At 63.6% G+C, this 16,853-nt stretch carries 16 protein-coding genes; 10 read left to right on the top strand and 6 right to left on the bottom strand.

Annotated features, from left to right (window positions below):
- Positions 1-21: 21 nt before the first annotated feature.
- Both I3K84_RS09475 and I3K84_RS09470 read left to right on the top strand, forming a co-directional pair.
- The gene (locus tag I3K84_RS09475; protein WP_196995970.1) at positions 22-897 is read left to right on the top strand and encodes a lysophospholipid acyltransferase family protein; all 876 of its coding nucleotides are present in this window, start codon (positions 22-24) and stop codon (positions 895-897) included.
- Entirely contained in the window at positions 894-1,766 is an 873-nt protein-coding gene (locus I3K84_RS09470) for a lysophospholipid acyltransferase family protein (protein WP_011804158.1), read from the top strand. The genes I3K84_RS09475 and I3K84_RS09470 overlap by 4 nt, the downstream gene beginning before the upstream one ends.
- Positions 1,767-1,811: 45 nt before the next feature.
- On the opposite strand, the gene I3K84_RS09465 is transcribed toward I3K84_RS09470, so the two are convergent.
- Together I3K84_RS09465 and yihA are read right to left on the bottom strand one after the other, a co-directional pair.
- A complete protein-coding gene (locus I3K84_RS09465; protein ID WP_196995969.1) occupies positions 1,812-2,741 on the bottom strand; it encodes an alpha/beta fold hydrolase in 930 nt (309 codons plus the stop codon).
- A gap of 48 nt (positions 2,742-2,789) precedes the next feature.
- Positions 2,790-3,512, bottom strand: coding sequence for a ribosome biogenesis GTP-binding protein YihA/YsxC (gene yihA, locus I3K84_RS09460; RefSeq protein ID WP_049756449.1), 723 nt, complete (start codon positions 3,510-3,512; stop codon positions 2,790-2,792).
- An 84-nt stretch (positions 3,513-3,596) separates the two neighbouring features.
- Here yihA and I3K84_RS09455 point away from each other — a divergent pair, with 84 nt between their 5' ends.
- From I3K84_RS09455 to I3K84_RS09435, 5 genes are all read left to right on the top strand, one after another.
- Positions 3,597-4,235: a c-type cytochrome gene (locus tag I3K84_RS09455; RefSeq protein WP_196995968.1), complete on the top strand. Its 639-nt coding sequence runs from the start codon at positions 3,597-3,599 to the stop codon at positions 4,233-4,235.
- A 168-nt stretch (positions 4,236-4,403) separates the two neighbouring features.
- Entirely contained in the window at positions 4,404-6,557 is a 2,154-nt protein-coding gene (locus I3K84_RS09450; protein WP_196995967.1) for a cytochrome c biogenesis protein ResB, read from the top strand.
- Entirely contained in the window at positions 6,554-7,888 is a 1,335-nt protein-coding gene (gene ccsB, locus I3K84_RS09445; protein WP_011804163.1) for a c-type cytochrome biogenesis protein CcsB, read from the top strand. Before I3K84_RS09450 ends, ccsB begins: the two co-directional genes overlap by 4 nt.
- Before the next feature lie 91 nt (positions 7,889-7,979).
- Positions 7,980-8,978, top strand: a complete 999-nt coding sequence (gene msrP / locus I3K84_RS09440) for a protein-methionine-sulfoxide reductase catalytic subunit MsrP (RefSeq protein WP_196995966.1) — start codon at positions 7,980-7,982, stop codon at positions 8,976-8,978.
- A complete protein-coding gene (locus I3K84_RS09435) occupies positions 8,978-9,637 on the top strand; it encodes a sulfite oxidase heme-binding subunit YedZ (protein ID WP_196995965.1) in 660 nt (219 codons plus the stop codon). Before msrP ends, I3K84_RS09435 begins: the two co-directional genes overlap by 1 nt.
- Before the next feature lie 67 nt (positions 9,638-9,704).
- Here I3K84_RS09435 and I3K84_RS09430 read toward each other — a convergent pair whose 3' ends face one another.
- The 3 genes from I3K84_RS09430 to I3K84_RS09420 form a co-directional block, all read right to left on the bottom strand.
- Complete coding sequence (locus I3K84_RS09430; RefSeq protein ID WP_172206242.1) at positions 9,705-10,541, bottom strand: MBL fold metallo-hydrolase; 837 nt, start codon at positions 10,539-10,541, stop codon at positions 9,705-9,707.
- 64 nt (positions 10,542-10,605) lie between these two features.
- Positions 10,606-11,901: a diaminopimelate decarboxylase gene (gene lysA, locus I3K84_RS09425; protein WP_196995964.1), complete on the bottom strand. Its 1,296-nt coding sequence runs from the start codon at positions 11,899-11,901 to the stop codon at positions 10,606-10,608.
- Positions 11,898-12,107: a lipoprotein gene (locus tag I3K84_RS09420; RefSeq protein ID WP_084002063.1), complete on the bottom strand. Its 210-nt coding sequence runs from the start codon at positions 12,105-12,107 to the stop codon at positions 11,898-11,900. Before I3K84_RS09420 ends, lysA begins: the two co-directional genes overlap by 4 nt.
- 12 nt (positions 12,108-12,119) lie before the next feature.
- Here I3K84_RS09420 and cyaY point away from each other — a divergent pair, with 12 nt between their 5' ends.
- Positions 12,120-12,449, top strand: coding sequence for an iron donor protein CyaY (gene cyaY / locus I3K84_RS09415; protein ID WP_172206246.1), 330 nt, complete (start codon positions 12,120-12,122; stop codon positions 12,447-12,449).
- A 75-nt stretch (positions 12,450-12,524) separates the two neighbouring features.
- Here cyaY and I3K84_RS09410 read toward each other — a convergent pair whose 3' ends face one another.
- Positions 12,525-14,864: a penicillin-binding protein 1A gene (locus I3K84_RS09410; RefSeq protein ID WP_370567812.1), complete on the bottom strand. Its 2,340-nt coding sequence runs from the start codon at positions 14,862-14,864 to the stop codon at positions 12,525-12,527.
- Between the two features lie 301 nt (positions 14,865-15,165).
- On the opposite strand from I3K84_RS09410, the gene I3K84_RS09405 reads away from it, so the two are divergent.
- On the top strand, positions 15,166-16,245 hold the full coding sequence (locus tag I3K84_RS09405; RefSeq protein ID WP_370567811.1) for a pilus assembly protein PilM: 1,080 nt from the start codon (positions 15,166-15,168) through the stop codon (positions 16,243-16,245).
- Entirely contained in the window at positions 16,242-16,853 is a 612-nt protein-coding gene (locus I3K84_RS09400) for a PilN domain-containing protein (RefSeq protein WP_135149653.1), read from the top strand. The genes I3K84_RS09405 and I3K84_RS09400 overlap by 4 nt, the downstream gene beginning before the upstream one ends.

Genomic DNA, 16,853 nt, shown 5'->3' with positions numbered 1-16,853 from the left:
TCGGCGACGACCGTCATTGTAATGTCATCCCTCTTTCGGCTCGTTTCCGCGCTGCCCTTGTGGTTGCTGCATGTCATTGGCGCGGCGCTTGGCTGGGTGGCGTTTTGCGCATCGCCCACCTACCGCCGCCGCTTCATCGACAACGCCGCGCGCGCGGGTTATGCCTTGCGTGACGTGCGTGCGGCCATAGCGCACGCAGGGCGCATGGTGGCTGAGGCGCCGCGTCTGTGGCTGCGACCCGAGCCGCCGGCCTGCGAGATACGCGGGGCCGAATGCGTGCAACGGGCCTGGGGCCAAGGCCGCGGCATCGTGTTCCTCACGCCGCACATTGGCTGTTTCGAGTTGTCGGTGCAGGCGGCGGCGCGGCGCTGGTCGCCGGAGCACGGCCCCATCACCATCCTGTACCGGCCCGCGCGCCAGCGCTGGCTGGCCGAGGTGATGCAGACCGCGCGCAACCGCCCCGGCATCCAGGCCGTGCCCACCACGTTGCAGGGCGTGCGCCAGATGATCAAGGCGCTGCGGCGCGGCGAGGCGGTGGGCCTGCTGCCTGACCAGGTGCCGCCGCAGGGGCTGGGGGTGTGGTCGCCGTTCTTCGGCCGCCCGGCCTACACCATGACGCTGGCTGCGCGCCTGGTGCAGCAGACCGGTGCGGCGGTGATCCTGGCGCGGTGCGAGCGCCTGCCACGCGGGCGCGGCTATGTGCTGCACCTGGAGGATTTGTCCCAGCCGCTGGCGCCTACACTCGACGCGGCCGTGCTGCAGCTCAACCAAGCCATGGAATACCTCATCCGCCAAAGCCCCGACCAATACCTGTGGGGCTACGCCCGCTACAAGCAGCCCCGCGCGGAGATGCATACCTCTGCCGGGGCCGATGCACCGCCGGAGGGCCGCGCATGATGGCGCGCGCGGGCATCGCGCTGCTGAATTTGCTGGGTCGCCTGCCGCTGCCGGCGCTGCGTGCGCTGGGGCGGTTCATCGGCCGGGTGCTGTTCGTGCTGGCCGTGCCGCGGCGCAGGGTGGCGCTGCGCAACCTGGCCCTGTGCTTCCCGGAGGTGCCCGAGTCGCAGCGCCGCGCGTGGGCGCGCGAGTCCTTCGTGGTGTTCTGCCAGACCTTCCTGGACCGCGGCTGGTTGTGGTCGGGCTCCGAGGCGCTGGTGCGCAGTCGCGTGAAGCTGGTGGGCGCGCTGCACGAGCTGGAAGGCGACACGCCAACCATCGTCTTCGCGCCGCACTTCTACAGCATGGACGCAGGCGGCCTCGCCTTGCCGCTGAACACACGGCGCGAGTTCACCTCGATCTTCGCCACCAACCCCGACCCGGTGCTGGACGCATGGTTCATGGCGGGCCGCCAGCGCTTTGGCAATGTGCGCATGCTCAACCGCGCCGACGGCGTGAAACCCATCATCTCGTGCCTGCGCAAGGGCGGGCTGCTGTACCTGCTGCCCGACATGGACTACGGCAGGAACGACTCGGTGTTCGTGCCCTTCTTCGCCATGCCGGACGCGGCCACCATCCCGTCACTGTCGCGCTTTGCGCGCCTGGGGCGCGCCAAGGTGGTGGCGCTGTACAGCCGCATGACGCCCGAGGGCTACGTGGCCGAGCTGACCCCCGCCTGGGACCACTTTCCCACCGAGGACCATGTGGCCGACACGGCGCGCATGAACCGCGAGCTGGAAGCCGCCATCCGCACCATGCCCGCGCAGTACTACTGGGTGCACAAGCGCTTCAAGACCCGCCCGGAGGGGCAGGATTCGGTGTATCAGTAAAAATGGCTCTGGCGCTTATCTGGTAGGCGCTAGCAGCTACGAAAATCATAGTGCCTGGCGAAGAAGATCCGCCAGGTTGTCGCGCACCAGCCCCGGCTGCTCGTGCACCACCCAGTGCGTGGCGCCCGGCACCTGCTGCACCTGCAGGCGTGGCACCCAGGCTTGGAGCCCCTGCAGCAGACCGGGCAGCAACGCGGGGTCGTCCATGCCCCACAGCACTTGCGTGGGTACGGGCACCTCCAGCATGTCGGCGGGCAGCGTGAGGGAGCGGATGTCCGGCGTTCCGTCGTCCTGGGAAGACGAGGGCAGCGGCGGCCGCAGCGGACTGGCACGGTAGTAGTTGCAAGGCCCGGCAAGCCCCGCAGCCCACTGCGCGCGGTAGTGCGCGCGCAGTGCAGGGGTGAGCCAGCCGGGCGCGCTGCCATCGGCGCGGCGAAAGAAGCCGAACAGGCGCGCGAAATCGTTCTCGGCCAGCAGCGACTCGGCGTCCGGGCGGCACAGGAAGTGCATGTACGCACTGGCCTCCTGCTGCGCGGCACTACTCTGCAGTTCGCGCAAGAAGGCGCCAGGGTGAGGCGCGTTGATAACCATCAGGCGCTTGAGCAGTCCAGGATGCTGGTTGGCCAGGTTCCAGGCCACGGCCCCGCCCCAGTCGTGTGCCACCAGCGCCGCCAGCGGCGTGCCGGCACCGGCTTCCTGGGCGATCAGCGCGGCGATGTCCTGCACCAGATGTTTGGGGCGGTAGGCCTCTATTGCAGCCGGCGCGCTGGAAGGTGCATAGCCGCGCAGCCAGGGCGCCACGCAGCGGTAGCCGCCGTGTGCCGGATCGGCGAAATGGCCCAGCAGCGCATCCCAGATGAACGCGCCTTCGGGAAAGCCGTGCAGGAACAGCAGCACCGGGCGCCCCGGCATGCCGGCCACGCGGCAGTGCAGCGTGATGCCGTGCGGCAGTGTGTGGGTGATCGTCTCCGCCATACGCTACGCCTTTCATAGCTGCCAGCGCTTGATGGACGGGCGCTGGCGTCAGTTTTGGTCTTCAGATGGCGGCAGGGCTTCCACGGCCGCATCCTCTTTTTGGACGGGGTGGGCCCACTGCCACAGCAGTTGCGCCACTTCGTCCACGCCCTGCTTCTTGAGCGCGGAGAACATCCTGACCTCACCGCCGCCGGCCTGCAGTCGCGTGATGGACAGTGCCTTGGCCTGCTCGGCGCGCGTGAGCTTGTCGGCCTTGGTGAGCAGCACCAGGAACTTGAGCCCTGCCTCCACGCGCGGCCGCACGGCGTTCAGCAGCGCCTCGTCCAGCTCGGTCAGGCCCAGGCGCGGGTCGCACAGCAGCACGATGGCGGTGAGACTTTCGCGGCTCACCAGGTAGCTCAGCATCACTTGCTGCCAGCGCAGCTTGTCCGAGCGCGACACGGCCGCGTAGCCGTAGCCCGGCAGGTCGGCCAGCACCGCGTCCGTTGCGCCCTGCTTGCCCAGCGCGAACAGGTTGATGTGCTGGGTGCGCCCGGGCTTCTTGGATGCAAACGCCAGTTGGCCCTGCTGGGTGAGGGTGTTGATGCAGGTGGATTTGCCTGCGTTGGAGCGGCCCACGAAGGCGATCTCGGGCACCTCGATGGCGGGCAAATGGTGCAACTGCGCGGCCGTCGTCAGGAAGCGCGCGGTGTGCATCCACCCCATGGCGACCTTGGCGTCCGGCGCTGGCGGGAGGGAGCCAGCAACTGGCGCATGTGATGTGGTCGGCATATATGGGTTTTCCAAGGGATAGGGCGAAACAGGGGGCATTGTAGAATCGCGGGGTTTTGCGCTCATAACACAAGATCCCCCGATATGAAGTTGCTCGCCTCCCTGCTGATGGCTGCCGCACTGGCAGTCCCCGCTGCCTCGGCCCTTGCCGCAGGCGAAACCCCGGCGCCGCAAAAGGCAGCGAAGCCTGATCTCGTGAAGGGCGAGGCCAGCTACGCCGCCGTGTGCGCCGCCTGCCACGCCGCCGACGGCAATTCCACCATCGCAGCCAACCCCAAGCTGGCGCAGCAGCACCCGGAATACCTGGTCAAGCAGCTGCAGGAGTTCAAGGCCGGCAAGCGCGCTGACCCCATCATGCAAGGCATGGCCGCCATCCTCTCCGAGGACGACATGCGCAACGTGTCGTGGTGGCTGGCCTCCAAGCAAGCCAAGGAAGGCTTTGCCAAGGACAAGGATCTGGTCGTCATGGGCGAACGCATCTACCGCGGCGGCATCCAGGACCGCAACATTGCCGCCTGCGCCGGCTGCCACAGCCCCAACGGTTCCGGCATTCCTGCCCAGTACCCGCGCCTGTCGGGCCAGCATGCCGACTACACGGTCAAGCAGCTGGTGGACTTCCGCGACGGCAAGCGTGGCAACAACGTGCAGATGCGCGACGTGGCCGCCAAGCTCAACGACCGCGAGATCAAGGCCGTGGCTGACTACATTGCCGGTTTGCGTTGATTCACGTCAAATTTCCAGGGGTGCTCCGATGCGCCTTTGGAACCTACCGCCGATAATCGCACCCAAGACGGGCGGGCTCATCTGAACGGATGGCCCGCCCTTTCTCATGGGCCTACGCACGCAGGGTTGACTGGCGTAGGTGGATTCCTCCCGGCCTTCGCGTCTTTCATGTCTGACACCACTTTCGGTCCTAGCAGCGCCCCCCGGACGCACGCCATGCGGTCGATGACCGAGCTGCTGGCGTCCATGCGCTTCGCGATCGCGTTGCTGACCGTGATCTGCATTGCCTCGGTGATCGGCACGGTGCTCAAGCAGCACGAGCCGGCCGTCAACTATGTGAACCAGTTCGGCCCGTTCTGGGCGGAGGTGTTCCTGGCGCTCAAGCTGAACGCGGTCTACAGCGCCTGGTGGTTCCTCGTGATCCTGGGCTTTCTGGTGGTCAGCACCTCGCTGTGCATTGCCCGGCATGCGCCCAAGTATCTGGCGGATCTGCGTACCTACAAGGAAGACATCCGCGAGAAGAGCCTGCAGGCGTTCCACCACAAGGCCAGCGCGGAGCTGGCGGCCGAAACGCCCGAGGCGGCCGCGCGCCGCGTGGGCCAGCAACTGGTTGCCAAAGGCTGGAAGGTGCGCCTGCAGCAGCGCCAGACCCCGGCAGGTGACGGCTGGATGGTGGCCGCCAAGGCCGGTGCCGCCAACAAGCTGGGCTATATCGCCGCGCACAGCGCCATCGTGCTGGTGTGCCTGGGCGGCCTGCTCGACGGCGATCTCGTCGTGCGGGCACAGATGTGGTTTGGTGGCAAGACGCCCTATGCGGGCTCTGGCCTGATCTCCGAGGTCAAGCCCGAACACCGGCTGTCCGAGCGCAATCCCACGTTCCGCGGCAATCTTGTGGTGGCCGAGGGCACGCAGTCCGGCACCGCCATCCTGAGCCAGTCCGACGGCGTACTGCTGCAGGAGCTGCCGTTTGCCGTCGAGCTCAAGAAGTTCATCGTGGAGCATTACTCCACCGGTATGCCCAAGCTGTTCGCCAGCGAGATCGTGATCCACGACCGCGCCACGGGCGAGGCCACGCCGGCGCGCGTGGAGGTCAACCATCCCGTGAGCTACCGGGGCATCGAAATCTACCAATCCAGCTTTGACGATGGCGGCTCCGAAGTGCACCTGCGTGCGCGTCCCATGGCGCCGGGCGCGGAGCCCTTCGATGTGCAAGGCGTGATCGGCGGCTCCACGCGCCTCACGCACTCGGGCTCGGGCGAAGGCATGACGCTGGAGTTCACGGGGCTGCGGGTGCTCAATGTGGAGAACTTCGGCGATACCGGCGCCAGCGGTTCGGGCGCTGACGTGCGCAAGGTGGATCTGCGCGAATCGATCGAATCGCGCCTGGGTGCCGGCAACAAAACCGTGAGCAAGCGCGAACTGCGCAACGTAGGCCCCAGCATCACCTACAAGCTGCGCGATGCAGCGGGCCAGGCGCGGGAGTTCCACAATTTCATGCTGCCCGTGGACACGGGCGACGGTCAGCCCATGTATTTGCTGGGTGTGCGTGAGACCCCCGCGGAGCCCTTCCGCTATCTGCGCGTGCCGGTGGATGCCGAGGGTGGCATGGACGGCTTCTTGCGCATGCGCCTGGCACTGGCCGATCCGCAGATGCGCGAGCTGGCGGTGCGTCGCTACGCGGCAGCGGCCGTGGATGGGGCGCGCCCCGAGCTGGCCGAGCAACTCGCGCAGTCGGCGGGGCGCGCGCTCGCGCTGTTCGCCGGTGCGATCGACGAGCCTGCGGCGGCGGCCGGCCGGCCGCGTGGCGGGCTGCAGGCGATCTCGGACTTCATGGAGGCCAATGTGCCCGAAGACGAGCGCAACCGCGCCAGCGAGGTGTTGGTGCGCATCCTCAACGGCGCCTTGTTCGAACTGGCACAGATCACCCGCGAACGTGCAGGCCTTGCCCCCTTGCCACAGAATGGCGCAACGCAGGCGTTCATGACGCAGGCGGTGTTGAGCCTGAGCGATGCACAGGCCTATCCGGTGCCCCTGGCGTTCGAGCTGCGTGACTTCAAGCAGGTGCAGGCCAGCGTGTTCCAGGTGGCGCGCGCGCCGGGCAAGAACGTGGTGTACCTGGGCTGCGCGCTGCTGATCATCGGCGTGTTTGCCATGCTCTACGTGCGTGAACGCCGCGTATGGGTATGGCTGGCACCCCATGAGACTGGCGCTCGCGCGACGATGGCGCTGTCCACCAACCGCAAGACGCTGGATGCGGATCGTGAATTCGCGCAGCTCACCACCCAATTGATCGGAACATCCCCGCACGGAGGTGCCTCATGAATACAGCCACGACCACGCTCACGTTGAGCGAAGGGTATTTCGCACGCCGCAGCTGGTGGGACTGGCTGTTTGCGTTGTTGGTGGTCGCGGGGGGCGTGTTCGCGCTGCAGCGCTATGCGGCGTACATGGATGTGTATGAGAAGGCCATTTTGCTGGGCTCCATTCCCAGCGTGATCTGGCTGGGCTGGTTCTGGCGCCCGCTGAGCACACTGATGCTGATGGTGGCCGCGTGCTCGCTGCTGGCCATCGGGCTGTACCAGAACAATGGCGCGGGCGACCTGGCGCGCGCGGACACGGTCTTCGGACTCAAGTACTTTCTGTCGAGCCAGTCGGCCATCCTGTGGATGAGCATGCTGTTCTTCATGAGCACCGCGTTCTATTGGGTGGGCATGCTCTCGCGCGGTCAAGGGCAGACGATGATGCGCATCGGCTCGCGCATTGCGTGGGTGGCCGTGGCGCTGGCATTGATCGGCACCATGGTGCGCTGGTACGAAAGCTACCAGATCGGCCCGGATATCGGCCACATCCCGGTGAGCAACCTCTACGAGGTGTTCGTCATGTTCTGCTGGATGACGGCCGTGTTCTACCTGTACTACGAGGAGCAGTACGAAACCCGCGCGCTGGGCGGCTTCGTGATGCTGGTGGTGAGCGCCGCCGTGGGCTTTCTGCTGTGGTACACGGTCGTGCGCGAGGCGCATGAGATCCAGCCGCTGGTGCCCGCGCTCAAGAGCTGGTGGATGAAGCTGCATGTGCCGGCCAACTTCATCGGCTACGGCACCTTCGCGCTGTCAGCCATGGTGGCCTTTGCTTACCTGATCAAACAGCAGGCGAGCGAAACGCGCTGGTGGAAACTGGCACCGCTGTGGCTGTTGGGCGTGGTGCTGTGCTTTGAGCCCATCGTCTTTCGCCAGGGCGCGGCCGACAACGGCGGTGGCTACTGGATGGTGTATTTCGGCGTTTCTGCGCTGATCGTGGCGGGCATCTTGCTGGCGCGCCGGCGCATTGCCGAGCGGTTGCCGTCCTTCGAGATCCTGGACGATGTGATGTACAAGTCCATCGCCGTGGGCTTTGCGTTCTTTACCATCGCCACGGTCCTGGGAGCGCTGTGGGCCGCGGAGGCCTGGGGCGGTTACTGGAGCTGGGACCCCAAGGAAACCTGGGCGCTGATCGTGTGGCTCAACTACGCGGCATGGCTGCACATGCGGCTGATGAAGGGTTTGCGCGGCACCATGTCGGCGTGGTGGGCGCTGGTGGGCCTGGCGGTGACCACCTTCGCCTTTCTGGGCGTGAACATGTTCCTGAGCGGGCTGCACAGCTACGGAACCTTGTAACCCTCGGCGTCCAAGGGGGGAACCTGCGGGCCCTGCGGGCAGTCTGTGTCCCATGCAGACTGTGGCAGATGCGGCTGCCAGAAGGACCCCCATGTTGATTCCTACCCGAGACAACGGTTATATCCCCCCTTGCGCCGGCGAGATCACGCCGCGCGCCGTCTATGAGCAGCGACGCGCCATGCTCCGCCTGCTGGCAGCGGGTGCGGGTGGCGCGGCGATGGCCGGCTGGGCAGGGCGTGTCGCCCTCGCTGACCAAGTCCGCCGCCCGGGGCGGCTCGCACCCCTGCCGGGTGCGCCGTCCGCCGTGCCGGGCGCGGTGACCATGGAGAAGGTCACCGAGTACCAAGATGCCACCACGTACAACAATTTCTACGAATTCGGCACGGACAAGAGCGACCCCGCGCGCAATGCCCATACCCTGAAAACCCACCCCTGGACCGTGGAAGTGGAAGGCTTGGTCAACAAGCCACGGCGCTTCGATATCGACGAGCTGCTCAAGCTCAGCGCGCAGGAGGAGCGCATCTACCGCCTGCGCTGCGTCGAGGGCTGGTCCATGGTGATCCCCTGGGTGGGGTACTCGTTGGCAGAGTTGATCAAGCGGGTGGAGCCGCAGGGCAGTGCCAGGTACGTCGAGTTCGTCACGCTGGCGGACAAAGCCACCATGCCTTATGTGGGCTCGCGTGTGCTGGACTGGCCTTACACCGAAGGCCTGCGCTTGGACGAGGCCATGCATCCGCTCACGCTGCTCGCCTTCGGCATGTATGGCGAGGTGCTGCCCAATCAGAATGGCGCACCGGTGCGCATCGTCGTGCCGTGGAAGTATGGCTTCAAGAGCGCCAAGAGCATTGTCAAGATCCGCTTCGTCGAGAAGGAGCCTGGTACCGCGTGGAACAAGGCTGCACGGCGGGAGTACGGCTTCTATTCCAATGTGAATCCAGATGTGGACCACCCGCGCTGGAGCCAGGCCACCGAACGGCGTATCGGCGAGGGCGGACTGTTCGCCAAGAAGCGCAAGACCCTGCTTTTCAATGGCTACGAGGCCCAGGTGGGGCAGCTCTACGCGGGCATGGATCTGCGCAAGTTCTACTGATGGTGCATGCACGCCTTTCGGGCAGTACTCCCGCGCTGGCGGGTCGCGGCTGGCGCGCGCGCGTGTTGTTGCACCCGGCAGCCAAGCCGGTGCTGTTTGTGCTGTGCCTGCTACCACTGGCCTGGCTGGTGCATGGGGCGGCCGCGGATCGCCTGGGCGCCAACCCTGCCGAAGCCCTGATCCGCTCCACGGGCGACTGGACGCTGCGCATGCTGTGCCTCACCCTGGCAGTCACACCCCTGAGGCTGGCGCTGGCCCAGCCGCCGCTGGCACGCTTTCGGCGCATGCTGGGGCTGTACACCTTCGCCTACGCGGCACTCCACTTGCTGTGCTACGGCTGGTTCGACATGGGGCTGGATGTGCCGGAAATCCTTCGTGACGTGCTCCAGCGCCCCTTCATCCTGGTGGGCATGGGCTGCTTTGCGGTGCTCCTGGCGCTGGCGGCCACGTCGTTCAACCGGGCCATGCGCTGGATGGGCGGGCGGCGCTGGCAGCAACTGCACCGCGGCGTGTACCTGGCCGCGGGGCTGGCGATCCTGCACTTTTTCTGGATGCGGTCGGGCAAGAACGACTTTGTCGAGGTGGCGGTCTATGCCGCCATCCTGGCGGCGTTGCTGCTCGCTCGGCCTTGGTTGCGCCGGCGCCGCCGTGCGGACTGATTGCTATTATTTAGATAGCTGCTAGCGCTTTCTGGGTAAGCGCTAGAGCCGATTTTCTATCAAACCTTCAGGCGCGCACGGCCTGCAGCGCAGGGCGCACCTGGCGGGTGACGGGATCGATGTGACCCGTGGGGATCTGGTAGGCGCGGTCATCAAACAGGTCGATGCCACACATCAGGCTGTCGAGCCATTGGAAGAAGTCGTCGATGGCCGGCTTGCCCATGATGGGCGCGCCGTGCTGCGGAACCACCATGGCGATGTCGAGTTGCCGCGCCATGCGCGTCCACAGGCGCAGGATCTTGTTGGAGACCATGTAGCGGCGGTGAAAGCCTTCCATGCGTGGAATGTGCGGTGCCAGATGGGTCACCGGCACGCGTGCGTCGGCGCCCGAGGTCATGGACACGCCCAGGTCGCCCGTGAACAGGATGCGGCTGACCGGGTCGTAGAAGTGGAAGTTGCCTTCGGAATGCATGAAATGCGCCGGCAGCAGCACCAGTTCGTGCCGGCCCAGCGGCAGGCGGCCGCCGCTGTCGGGCACCCCGATGATGCGGTTCTCGGTTTTGCCGAGCTTGGTGAAGTGCGGCGCGAAGCGCTCCCAGATGCGTGAGATGACCAGCGTCGCCTTGGTGCTGCTCAACCAGCGGTCCAGCGAGGCGATGATGTCGGGGTCGGCGTGCGACGCAATCAGATAGGACAGCTTGTGGGGCGGAAAGTGCTTGGACATGCCCATGAACAACTCGTTGAACGCCAGATTGCCGCCCGGGTCGATGATGGCGCCCGTGTCGTCGTCCACGATCAGGAACTGGTTGGCCTGAACCGCCTGCCCATCCTCCTCGACAAGGTCCGAGAACATCAGACAAGTGTGGTTCTTGTCCCGGTAGAGTTCAAGAGGTTCCTGAGGCATGCACGTGACTCCGCAATGAAAGTGCAATAGTACTCAGAGCGAAATGGTTATTCCTTGATAGTTATCAAGGTTTGCCCTGCGGTACCAGCTTTTCGCTGCGGAAGATGTCGTTCACGCTTTCGCGCGTGCGGATGAGGTGGGCTTGCGCTCCGTCCACCAGCACCTCGGCGGGGCGGGGGCGGGTGTTGTAGGTGCTCCCCATGGAACTGCAGTACGCCCCGGCGGACAGCACCGCCAGCATATCGCCCGCTGCCACCGCCAGGTTGCGGTCACGGCCGATCCAGTCCCCGCTTTCGCAGATCGGTCCGACGACGTCATACACGTGCGACACGGCCGTCGGGGTGGCCGCCTGCAGGGGCACGATGGCGTGGTAGGCCTGGTACATCGCCGGCCGCGGCAAATCGTTCATGGCCGCATCGACGACGCAGAAGTTCTTTTGCTCGCCGGGCTTGAGGTAGAGCACCTCCGTCAGGCAAACACCGGCGTTGCCCACCAAGGAGCGACCGGGCTCGATCATCAATTGGCGGTCGCCGTAGCCGCGCGCGTCCAGCTTGGCCAACAGCTTGGCCCACAGCGCGTCGGCCCGTGGTGGCGTGTCGCCGTTGTAATCGATGCCCAGACCACCGCCAAAATCGATGTGGTGGATCGCGATGCCTGCGGCCTCGATGGCTTGCACGAGGTCCAGCATGCGATCCATGGCGTCCAGATACGGGCTCTCTTCCGTGATCTGGGAGCCGATGTGGCAATCGATGCCCACCACGCGCAAGCCGGGCAGGGCGGCTGCGCGCTGGTAGGTGGCGACCGTGCGTTCATGGGCGATACCGAACTTGTTGCCCTTGAGGCCCGTGGAAATGTAGGGGTGCGTCTTGGCGTCCACGTTGGGATTGACACGAATGCTGATCGGCGCGCGCAATCCCATGGATTGGGCCACTTCGCTCAGCACGTCGAGTTCTGCCTCGCTCTCCACGTTGAAGCAGCCAATGCCGACCTCCAGCGCCTGGCGCATTTCTGCGCGCGTCTTGCCTACGCCGGAAAAGATCACCTTCGCCGGGTCGCCGCCGGCTGCAATCACGCGTTGCAGTTCGCCGGCAGAAACGATGTCGAAGCCGCAGCCATGGCGTGCGAAAAGCTGCAGGACAGCGAGCGACGAGTTCGCTTTCATGGCATAGCAGATCTGCACCTTGCGCCCAGCGAACCCGCGCTGGTAGGCCCCCAGGGCGTCCAGCATGGCTGCCTGGGAATAGACGTAGAGGGGCGTGCCGAACTCCCGGGCCAGGTCGGCAAGGCGAAGGCCCTCCAACTGAAGCGCTTGGTCGTGGTAGTGCAAGTGGGGGTGGCCGGGCAGAACGGGATGGGTCATGGACGGGTGGTGGAAGCGGAATCGACTGGCGACGAGGCGGGAGCCCGCGAGGCGGCGGGGTTGAGGGTTTCAGGCAGTGTGGCGCGCTGCGCGGCAGCCGGGTCCGTGGGCAGGTAAAGCGGACCCCGTTGGCCACAGGCCGCGAAGGCTGCCGTGCTCACAGCAAGGACAATCGTCCTGACTAGAATTTGACGAGCTCTGAACATACGCAAATTGTAATGACCGACCTCGAATTCATGGACCGTGCAGAAAAGCTGCTGCTGGCGGTGGAACAAAGCTGCGACCGTATCAACGACACCACCGACGCTGATCTGGATGGCCAGCGTACGGGGGGCATGGTGACCATCACTTTCCGCAACCGCAGCCAGATCGTGATCAACCTTCAAAAGCCGCTGCACGAGATATGGATGGCGGCGCAATCCGGCGGATATCACTTCCGCCATGACGGGACGTCGTGGATGGATACCAAGGGTGCCGGTGAGTTCTTTGCAGCGCTCAGCCACAACGCCACTTTGCAATCGGGGGAAGCGCTCCAGTTCACCGATTAGCGGCGACAGCGCGGCTCGATCCACAAGCGAAGGGCTGCGCAAATGATTGCGCGGGCGCACAGGCCCGCCTCTTCATTAATTACGGAATAGGTCGAGGATGCGGTTGCGCTCTTCGGGTGGAGGCGGTGTTCCCGGAGCCGGCGCACCGTCGGTGGGAGTGGCGCTCTCCATACCCACACTGGCGACGCCCGCGTTGCGTGCATATTCTTCGTAGAACCATTCGCCACTCACGTTCACGACGCCAGCGGGCACGGTGGGCTCTGCCACAGGGACGCCCTTAAGCGCTTTTTCCATGAAGCTGATCCAGACCGGCAGACTGAGTCCGCCACCGGTCTCACGGCTTCCGAGGTTGCGCGGCGTGTCGTAACCGATCCACGTCACAGCCGCCAGCGTGGGCTGGAAGCCCGCAAACCACGCATCGACTGCGTCATTGGTCGTTCCTGTCTTGCCATAGATATCGGGGCGTTTGAGCGTGGCCTGTGCACGTGCCGCCGTGCCGGAGCGCGCGACTTCCTGAAGCATGCTGTTCATGATGAACGCGTTGCGTGGCTCAATGGCGCGGGGGTTGTCTGTGACGGCGGGAGGTTGGAAATCCGACAGGATGCGTCCCTTGTGGTCCGTGACACGGGTGATGAGATAGGGGTTGATGCGGTAGCCGCCGTTGGCAAACACCGCGTAGGCCGAAGCAAGCTGCATCGGGGTGACAGAGCCTGCGCCCAGCGCCATCGTCAGATAGGGGGGATGCTTGTCGGCTTCGAATCCGAAACGGGTCACCCAGTCCTGCCCGTTCTTGGGGCCGACAGCCTGCAGGATGCGAATGGAAACGACGTTCTTGGAGCGGGCAAGCCCTGCGCGCATGGTCATGGGACCGTCGTACTTGCCATCGTAGTTCTTGGGCTCCCAGGGTTGCCCGCCTGTCACGCCCGCACTGAAGAACAGGGGAGCGTCGTTGATCACCGTGGCAGGTGTGAAGCCCTTTTCCAGAGCGGCGGAGTAGATGAACGGCTTGAACGCCGAACCTGGCTGGCGCCAGGCCTGGGTGACATGGTTGAACTTGTTCTTGTCGAAGTCAAAGCCGCCCACCAGGGCACGGATGGCACCGGAACGCGGATCGATGGCCACGAAAGCACCTTCCACCTCAGGAAGCTGGGTGATTTCCCAAGTCTTCTTGGGTGTTTGTACGACCCTGATGACCGCGCCCCGGCGCAGTTTGATGTTGGGCGGGGCTTTCTCGCTGAGTCCGGACTGCGCGGGCTTGAGGCCTTCGCCCGTGATCTCGATCTGTTCGCCATCGGCGCGGGCCGCCAGAATCCTCTTGGCGTTGACCTCCAGCACGACCGCGGCGAGCACATTGCCGTTATCCGGGTGGTTGGCCAGAGCGTCGTCGATGGCGTCTTCGGTCTCCTCAGACGCGGAGGGTAGGCTGACAAACCGCTCAGGCCCGCGGTAATGCTGTCGGCGCTCGTAGTCCATGATGCCCTTGCGCAACGCGGTGTAGGCTGTCTCCTGCTCGCCGGCATTCAGCGTGGTGTACACATTCAATCCGCGCGTGTATGCCTCGGGGCCGTACTGCGCGTAGATGAGTTGACGCGCCATCTCGGCCACGTACTCCGCATGGATGCGGGTCGAGTCCGTCGACGAGCGCAGCTTGAGATCTTCTTGCTTTGCAGCAGTGGCTTCCTCGGCAGTGATGAAGCCGTTTTCCAGCATGCGATCAATGATGTACAGCTGCCGGATCCTTGCGCGCTTGGGGTTGGAGATGGGGTTGTAAGCGGACGGGGCCTTCGGAAGGCCAGCAAGCATGGCTGCTTCGGCAATGGATATGGACTTCAGCGGCTTGCCAAAATAGGTTTCTGCGGCTGCTGCAAATCCATAGGCGCGATTCCCCAAATAAATTTGGTTCATGTAGATCTCGAGAATCTGGTTTTTTGTTAACAGATGCTCGAGCTTAAATGTGAGTAATATTTCGTAAATTTTTCTGGTAAATGTTTTTTCGGAGGAAAGATAAACATTTCGCGCCACTTGCATGGTAATAGTGGAAGCACCCTGGCTTTTTACGCGTCCTAGATTGGCCAGCGCAGCGCGCAACACCCCTTTGTAGTCCACGCCACCGTGCTGGAAGAAGCGTGCGTCTTCGATCGCCAACACTGCATTGGTCATCACAGGGGGGATGTCCTGGATGGGCGTCAAGTTGCGCCGCTCCTCACCGAACTCTCCCAGCAATGCGCCTTCTGCGGAGTACACCCGCAGGGGTAGCTTAGGGCGGTAGTCCGCCAGATCGGACACATCAGGCAGATTGGGATATGCCACCGCAAGGCCCAGTCCGATGGCGAGAGCACCGGTCAACGTTGCGGCGACGCCCAGGCCAAGGATCCACGTGAACCCCAGCAGAAGCCAGCGCACGGCGCGTGGCATTGAGGATGTGGGCGGGGAAGATGTTCTGTCGGGAGGCTGTGGCATAGGGTCTCGATACGAGGCAACCCGTCATTATAAAAATCTTGGCGTTTCGGCTTGGCTGGGACGCCTTGCCTTGGTCACCGCGCGAAAAATAGGACCGACGATTCAGCGATAGCACCTGAAAATCGTCTGCTTTTGACAACGCCGCTTTTGTGTGAGAAAGGTAAAACTCTTGGCTGGTGAAGAACCTTACTGATAGCATTCATGTGAAGTGTTAAGTTTTGTTGCGTCATATAGATATAAGTAGCGGAGGGGCACCTTGATCTCAATGGGGTCGTTGTTCAGTCGTCAGTCTGCCCCATTGCTGGGTGTGGACATCAGCTCTTCCAGCGTCAAGCTGGTGGAGTTGGGACGAGATAAGGGAGGGGCGCTGGTTCTCGAGTGCTGTGCAATCGAGCAACTGGAGCGTGGGTGGATCACGGATGGCAACATCGAAAAGTTCGATGAAGTCGCCGAGGCGTTGCGTCGCGTTGTGAAGAAGAGCGGGACCAAAACCAAGAATGTCGCCCTTGCATTGCCATCCTCTGCTGTGATCACCAAGCGCATCACGCTGCCCGGCGGGATGTCCGAGCAGGAACTGGAAGTGCAGGTGGAATCCGAAGCCAACCAGTACATTCCTTTTTCGCTGGACGAGGTGAGCCTCGACTTCTGCGTGGTGGGCCCCAGCAAGAGCGCGCCAGGCGATGTCGACGTGCTGATTGCGGCCTCGCGCAAAGAGAAGGTGCAAGATCGTCAAGGCCTCGCGGAGGCGGCTGGACTGAAGCCCGTGGTCGTCGACATTGAGTCGCATGCGGCACGCTTGGCAGCAGGGCGGCTGATTGAAGGGTTGCCCAATCGGGGCGTCGATGCGGTCGTTGCCCTCTTTGAGGTGGGGGCAATGACGACGAGCATGCAGGTCATTCGGAATGACGATGTCTTGTATGAACGCGACCAAGCTTTTGGTGGTGCGCAGTTGACCCAGTTGATCGTGCGCCAATATGGGTTTTCACAAGAAGAAGCAGAGGGCAAGAAGCGCAATGGCGACTTGCCTGAAGACTATCAATCTGCTGTCCTGCGCCCCTTCGTGGACAGTCTCGCTCAGGAAATCAGCCGCGCGCTGCAGTTCTTCTTTACGAGTACACCATACAACCGCGTGGATCACATCATGCTCGCAGGCGGATCTGCCCCTCTGCCCGGCTTGACGGAGTCTGTCATTCAGAACACGGGGTTTGCGTGCAGCGTCATCAACCCCTTTGATGGCATGGAAGTAGGTAGGGGTGTCCGCCTCAAAAAGATGGTGCGCGAGGCCCCGTCTTACTTGACCTCCTGTGGGCTGGCAATGCGGAGGTTCCTGCAGTGATTCTTATCAACCTACTCCCGCATCGGGAGGCTGCTCGTAAACGCAGGCGGGAGGCGTTTCAAGCCGTCATGCTCGCTTCTGCATTGGTGGGGCTTGCCATTGCTGCGGCTATTTATTGGTGGTTTCAAGCGATGATTACCGATCAGCAGGATCGTAATAATTTTCTTCGAAGCGAAATCGGAGTCCTTGAGGGACAAATCAAGGAAATCGCGACTATTGAAGAAGAAATTGCAGCTCTACAAGCGCGGCAGAAAGCAGTAGAGGACTTGCAATCTGATCGAAATTTGCCTGTGCACCTCCTCAATGAATTGGTGGCGCAATTACCTGATGGTGTCTATATCACCAGTTTGAAGCAAATAGATCAAACTGTAACTATGCAGGGTATGGCTCAGTCTAATGAGCGCGTCTCTGAAATGCTGCGCAATCTTGCCAACAATACCCCATGGTTTTCGAAGCCTGAATTGGTGGAAATCGTCGCAGCAAATGTTGCCTTAACTCCAAAGGACCAGCGTCGGGTTGCCTCTTTTAATCTGCGTTTCCGGCTGGTGCGAAGCGCCGAAGCGCAGAAGGCGATGGAGGCCGCCAGTGCCGTGGCTGCGAGGAAGTAA

It is taken from the genome of Diaphorobacter sp. JS3051 (assembly GCF_015832135.1).
Classification (GTDB): domain Bacteria; phylum Pseudomonadota; class Gammaproteobacteria; order Burkholderiales; family Burkholderiaceae_C; genus Diaphorobacter; species Diaphorobacter nitroreducens.
The sequence above is the reverse complement of the archived record's forward strand: the minus strand, read 5'-3'. Positions and strand labels throughout refer to the sequence as shown.

What these genes read in the sequence shown, in the direction of transcription:
- I3K84_RS09475 (WP_196995970.1), top strand. Translation starts at nt 22, where the DNA reads ATGTCATCCCTCTTTCGGCTCGTTTCCGCGCTGCCCTTGTGGTTGCTG.
- I3K84_RS09470 (WP_011804158.1), top strand. Translation starts at nt 894, where the DNA reads ATGATGGCGCGCGCGGGCATCGCGCTGCTGAATTTGCTGGGTCGCCTG.
- I3K84_RS09465 (WP_196995969.1), bottom strand. Translation starts at nt 2,741, where the DNA reads ATGGCGGAGACGATCACCCACACACTGCCGCACGGCATCACGCTGCAC.
- yihA (WP_049756449.1), bottom strand. Translation starts at nt 3,512, where the DNA reads ATGCCGACCACATCACATGCGCCAGTTGCTGGCTCCCTCCCGCCAGCG.
- I3K84_RS09455 (WP_196995968.1), top strand. Translation starts at nt 3,597, where the DNA reads ATGAAGTTGCTCGCCTCCCTGCTGATGGCTGCCGCACTGGCAGTCCCC.
- I3K84_RS09450 (WP_196995967.1), top strand. Translation starts at nt 4,404, where the DNA reads ATGTCTGACACCACTTTCGGTCCTAGCAGCGCCCCCCGGACGCACGCC.
- ccsB (WP_011804163.1), top strand. Translation starts at nt 6,554, where the DNA reads ATGAATACAGCCACGACCACGCTCACGTTGAGCGAAGGGTATTTCGCA.
- msrP (WP_196995966.1), top strand. Translation starts at nt 7,980, where the DNA reads ATGTTGATTCCTACCCGAGACAACGGTTATATCCCCCCTTGCGCCGGC.
- I3K84_RS09435 (WP_196995965.1), top strand. Translation starts at nt 8,978, where the DNA reads ATGGTGCATGCACGCCTTTCGGGCAGTACTCCCGCGCTGGCGGGTCGC.
- I3K84_RS09430 (WP_172206242.1), bottom strand. Translation starts at nt 10,541, where the DNA reads ATGCCTCAGGAACCTCTTGAACTCTACCGGGACAAGAACCACACTTGT.
- lysA (WP_196995964.1), bottom strand. Translation starts at nt 11,901, where the DNA reads ATGACCCATCCCGTTCTGCCCGGCCACCCCCACTTGCACTACCACGAC.
- I3K84_RS09420 (WP_084002063.1), bottom strand. Translation starts at nt 12,107, where the DNA reads ATGTTCAGAGCTCGTCAAATTCTAGTCAGGACGATTGTCCTTGCTGTG.
- cyaY (WP_172206246.1), top strand. Translation starts at nt 12,120, where the DNA reads ATGACCGACCTCGAATTCATGGACCGTGCAGAAAAGCTGCTGCTGGCG.
- I3K84_RS09410 (WP_370567812.1), bottom strand. Translation starts at nt 14,864, where the DNA reads ATGCCACGCGCCGTGCGCTGGCTTCTGCTGGGGTTCACGTGGATCCTT.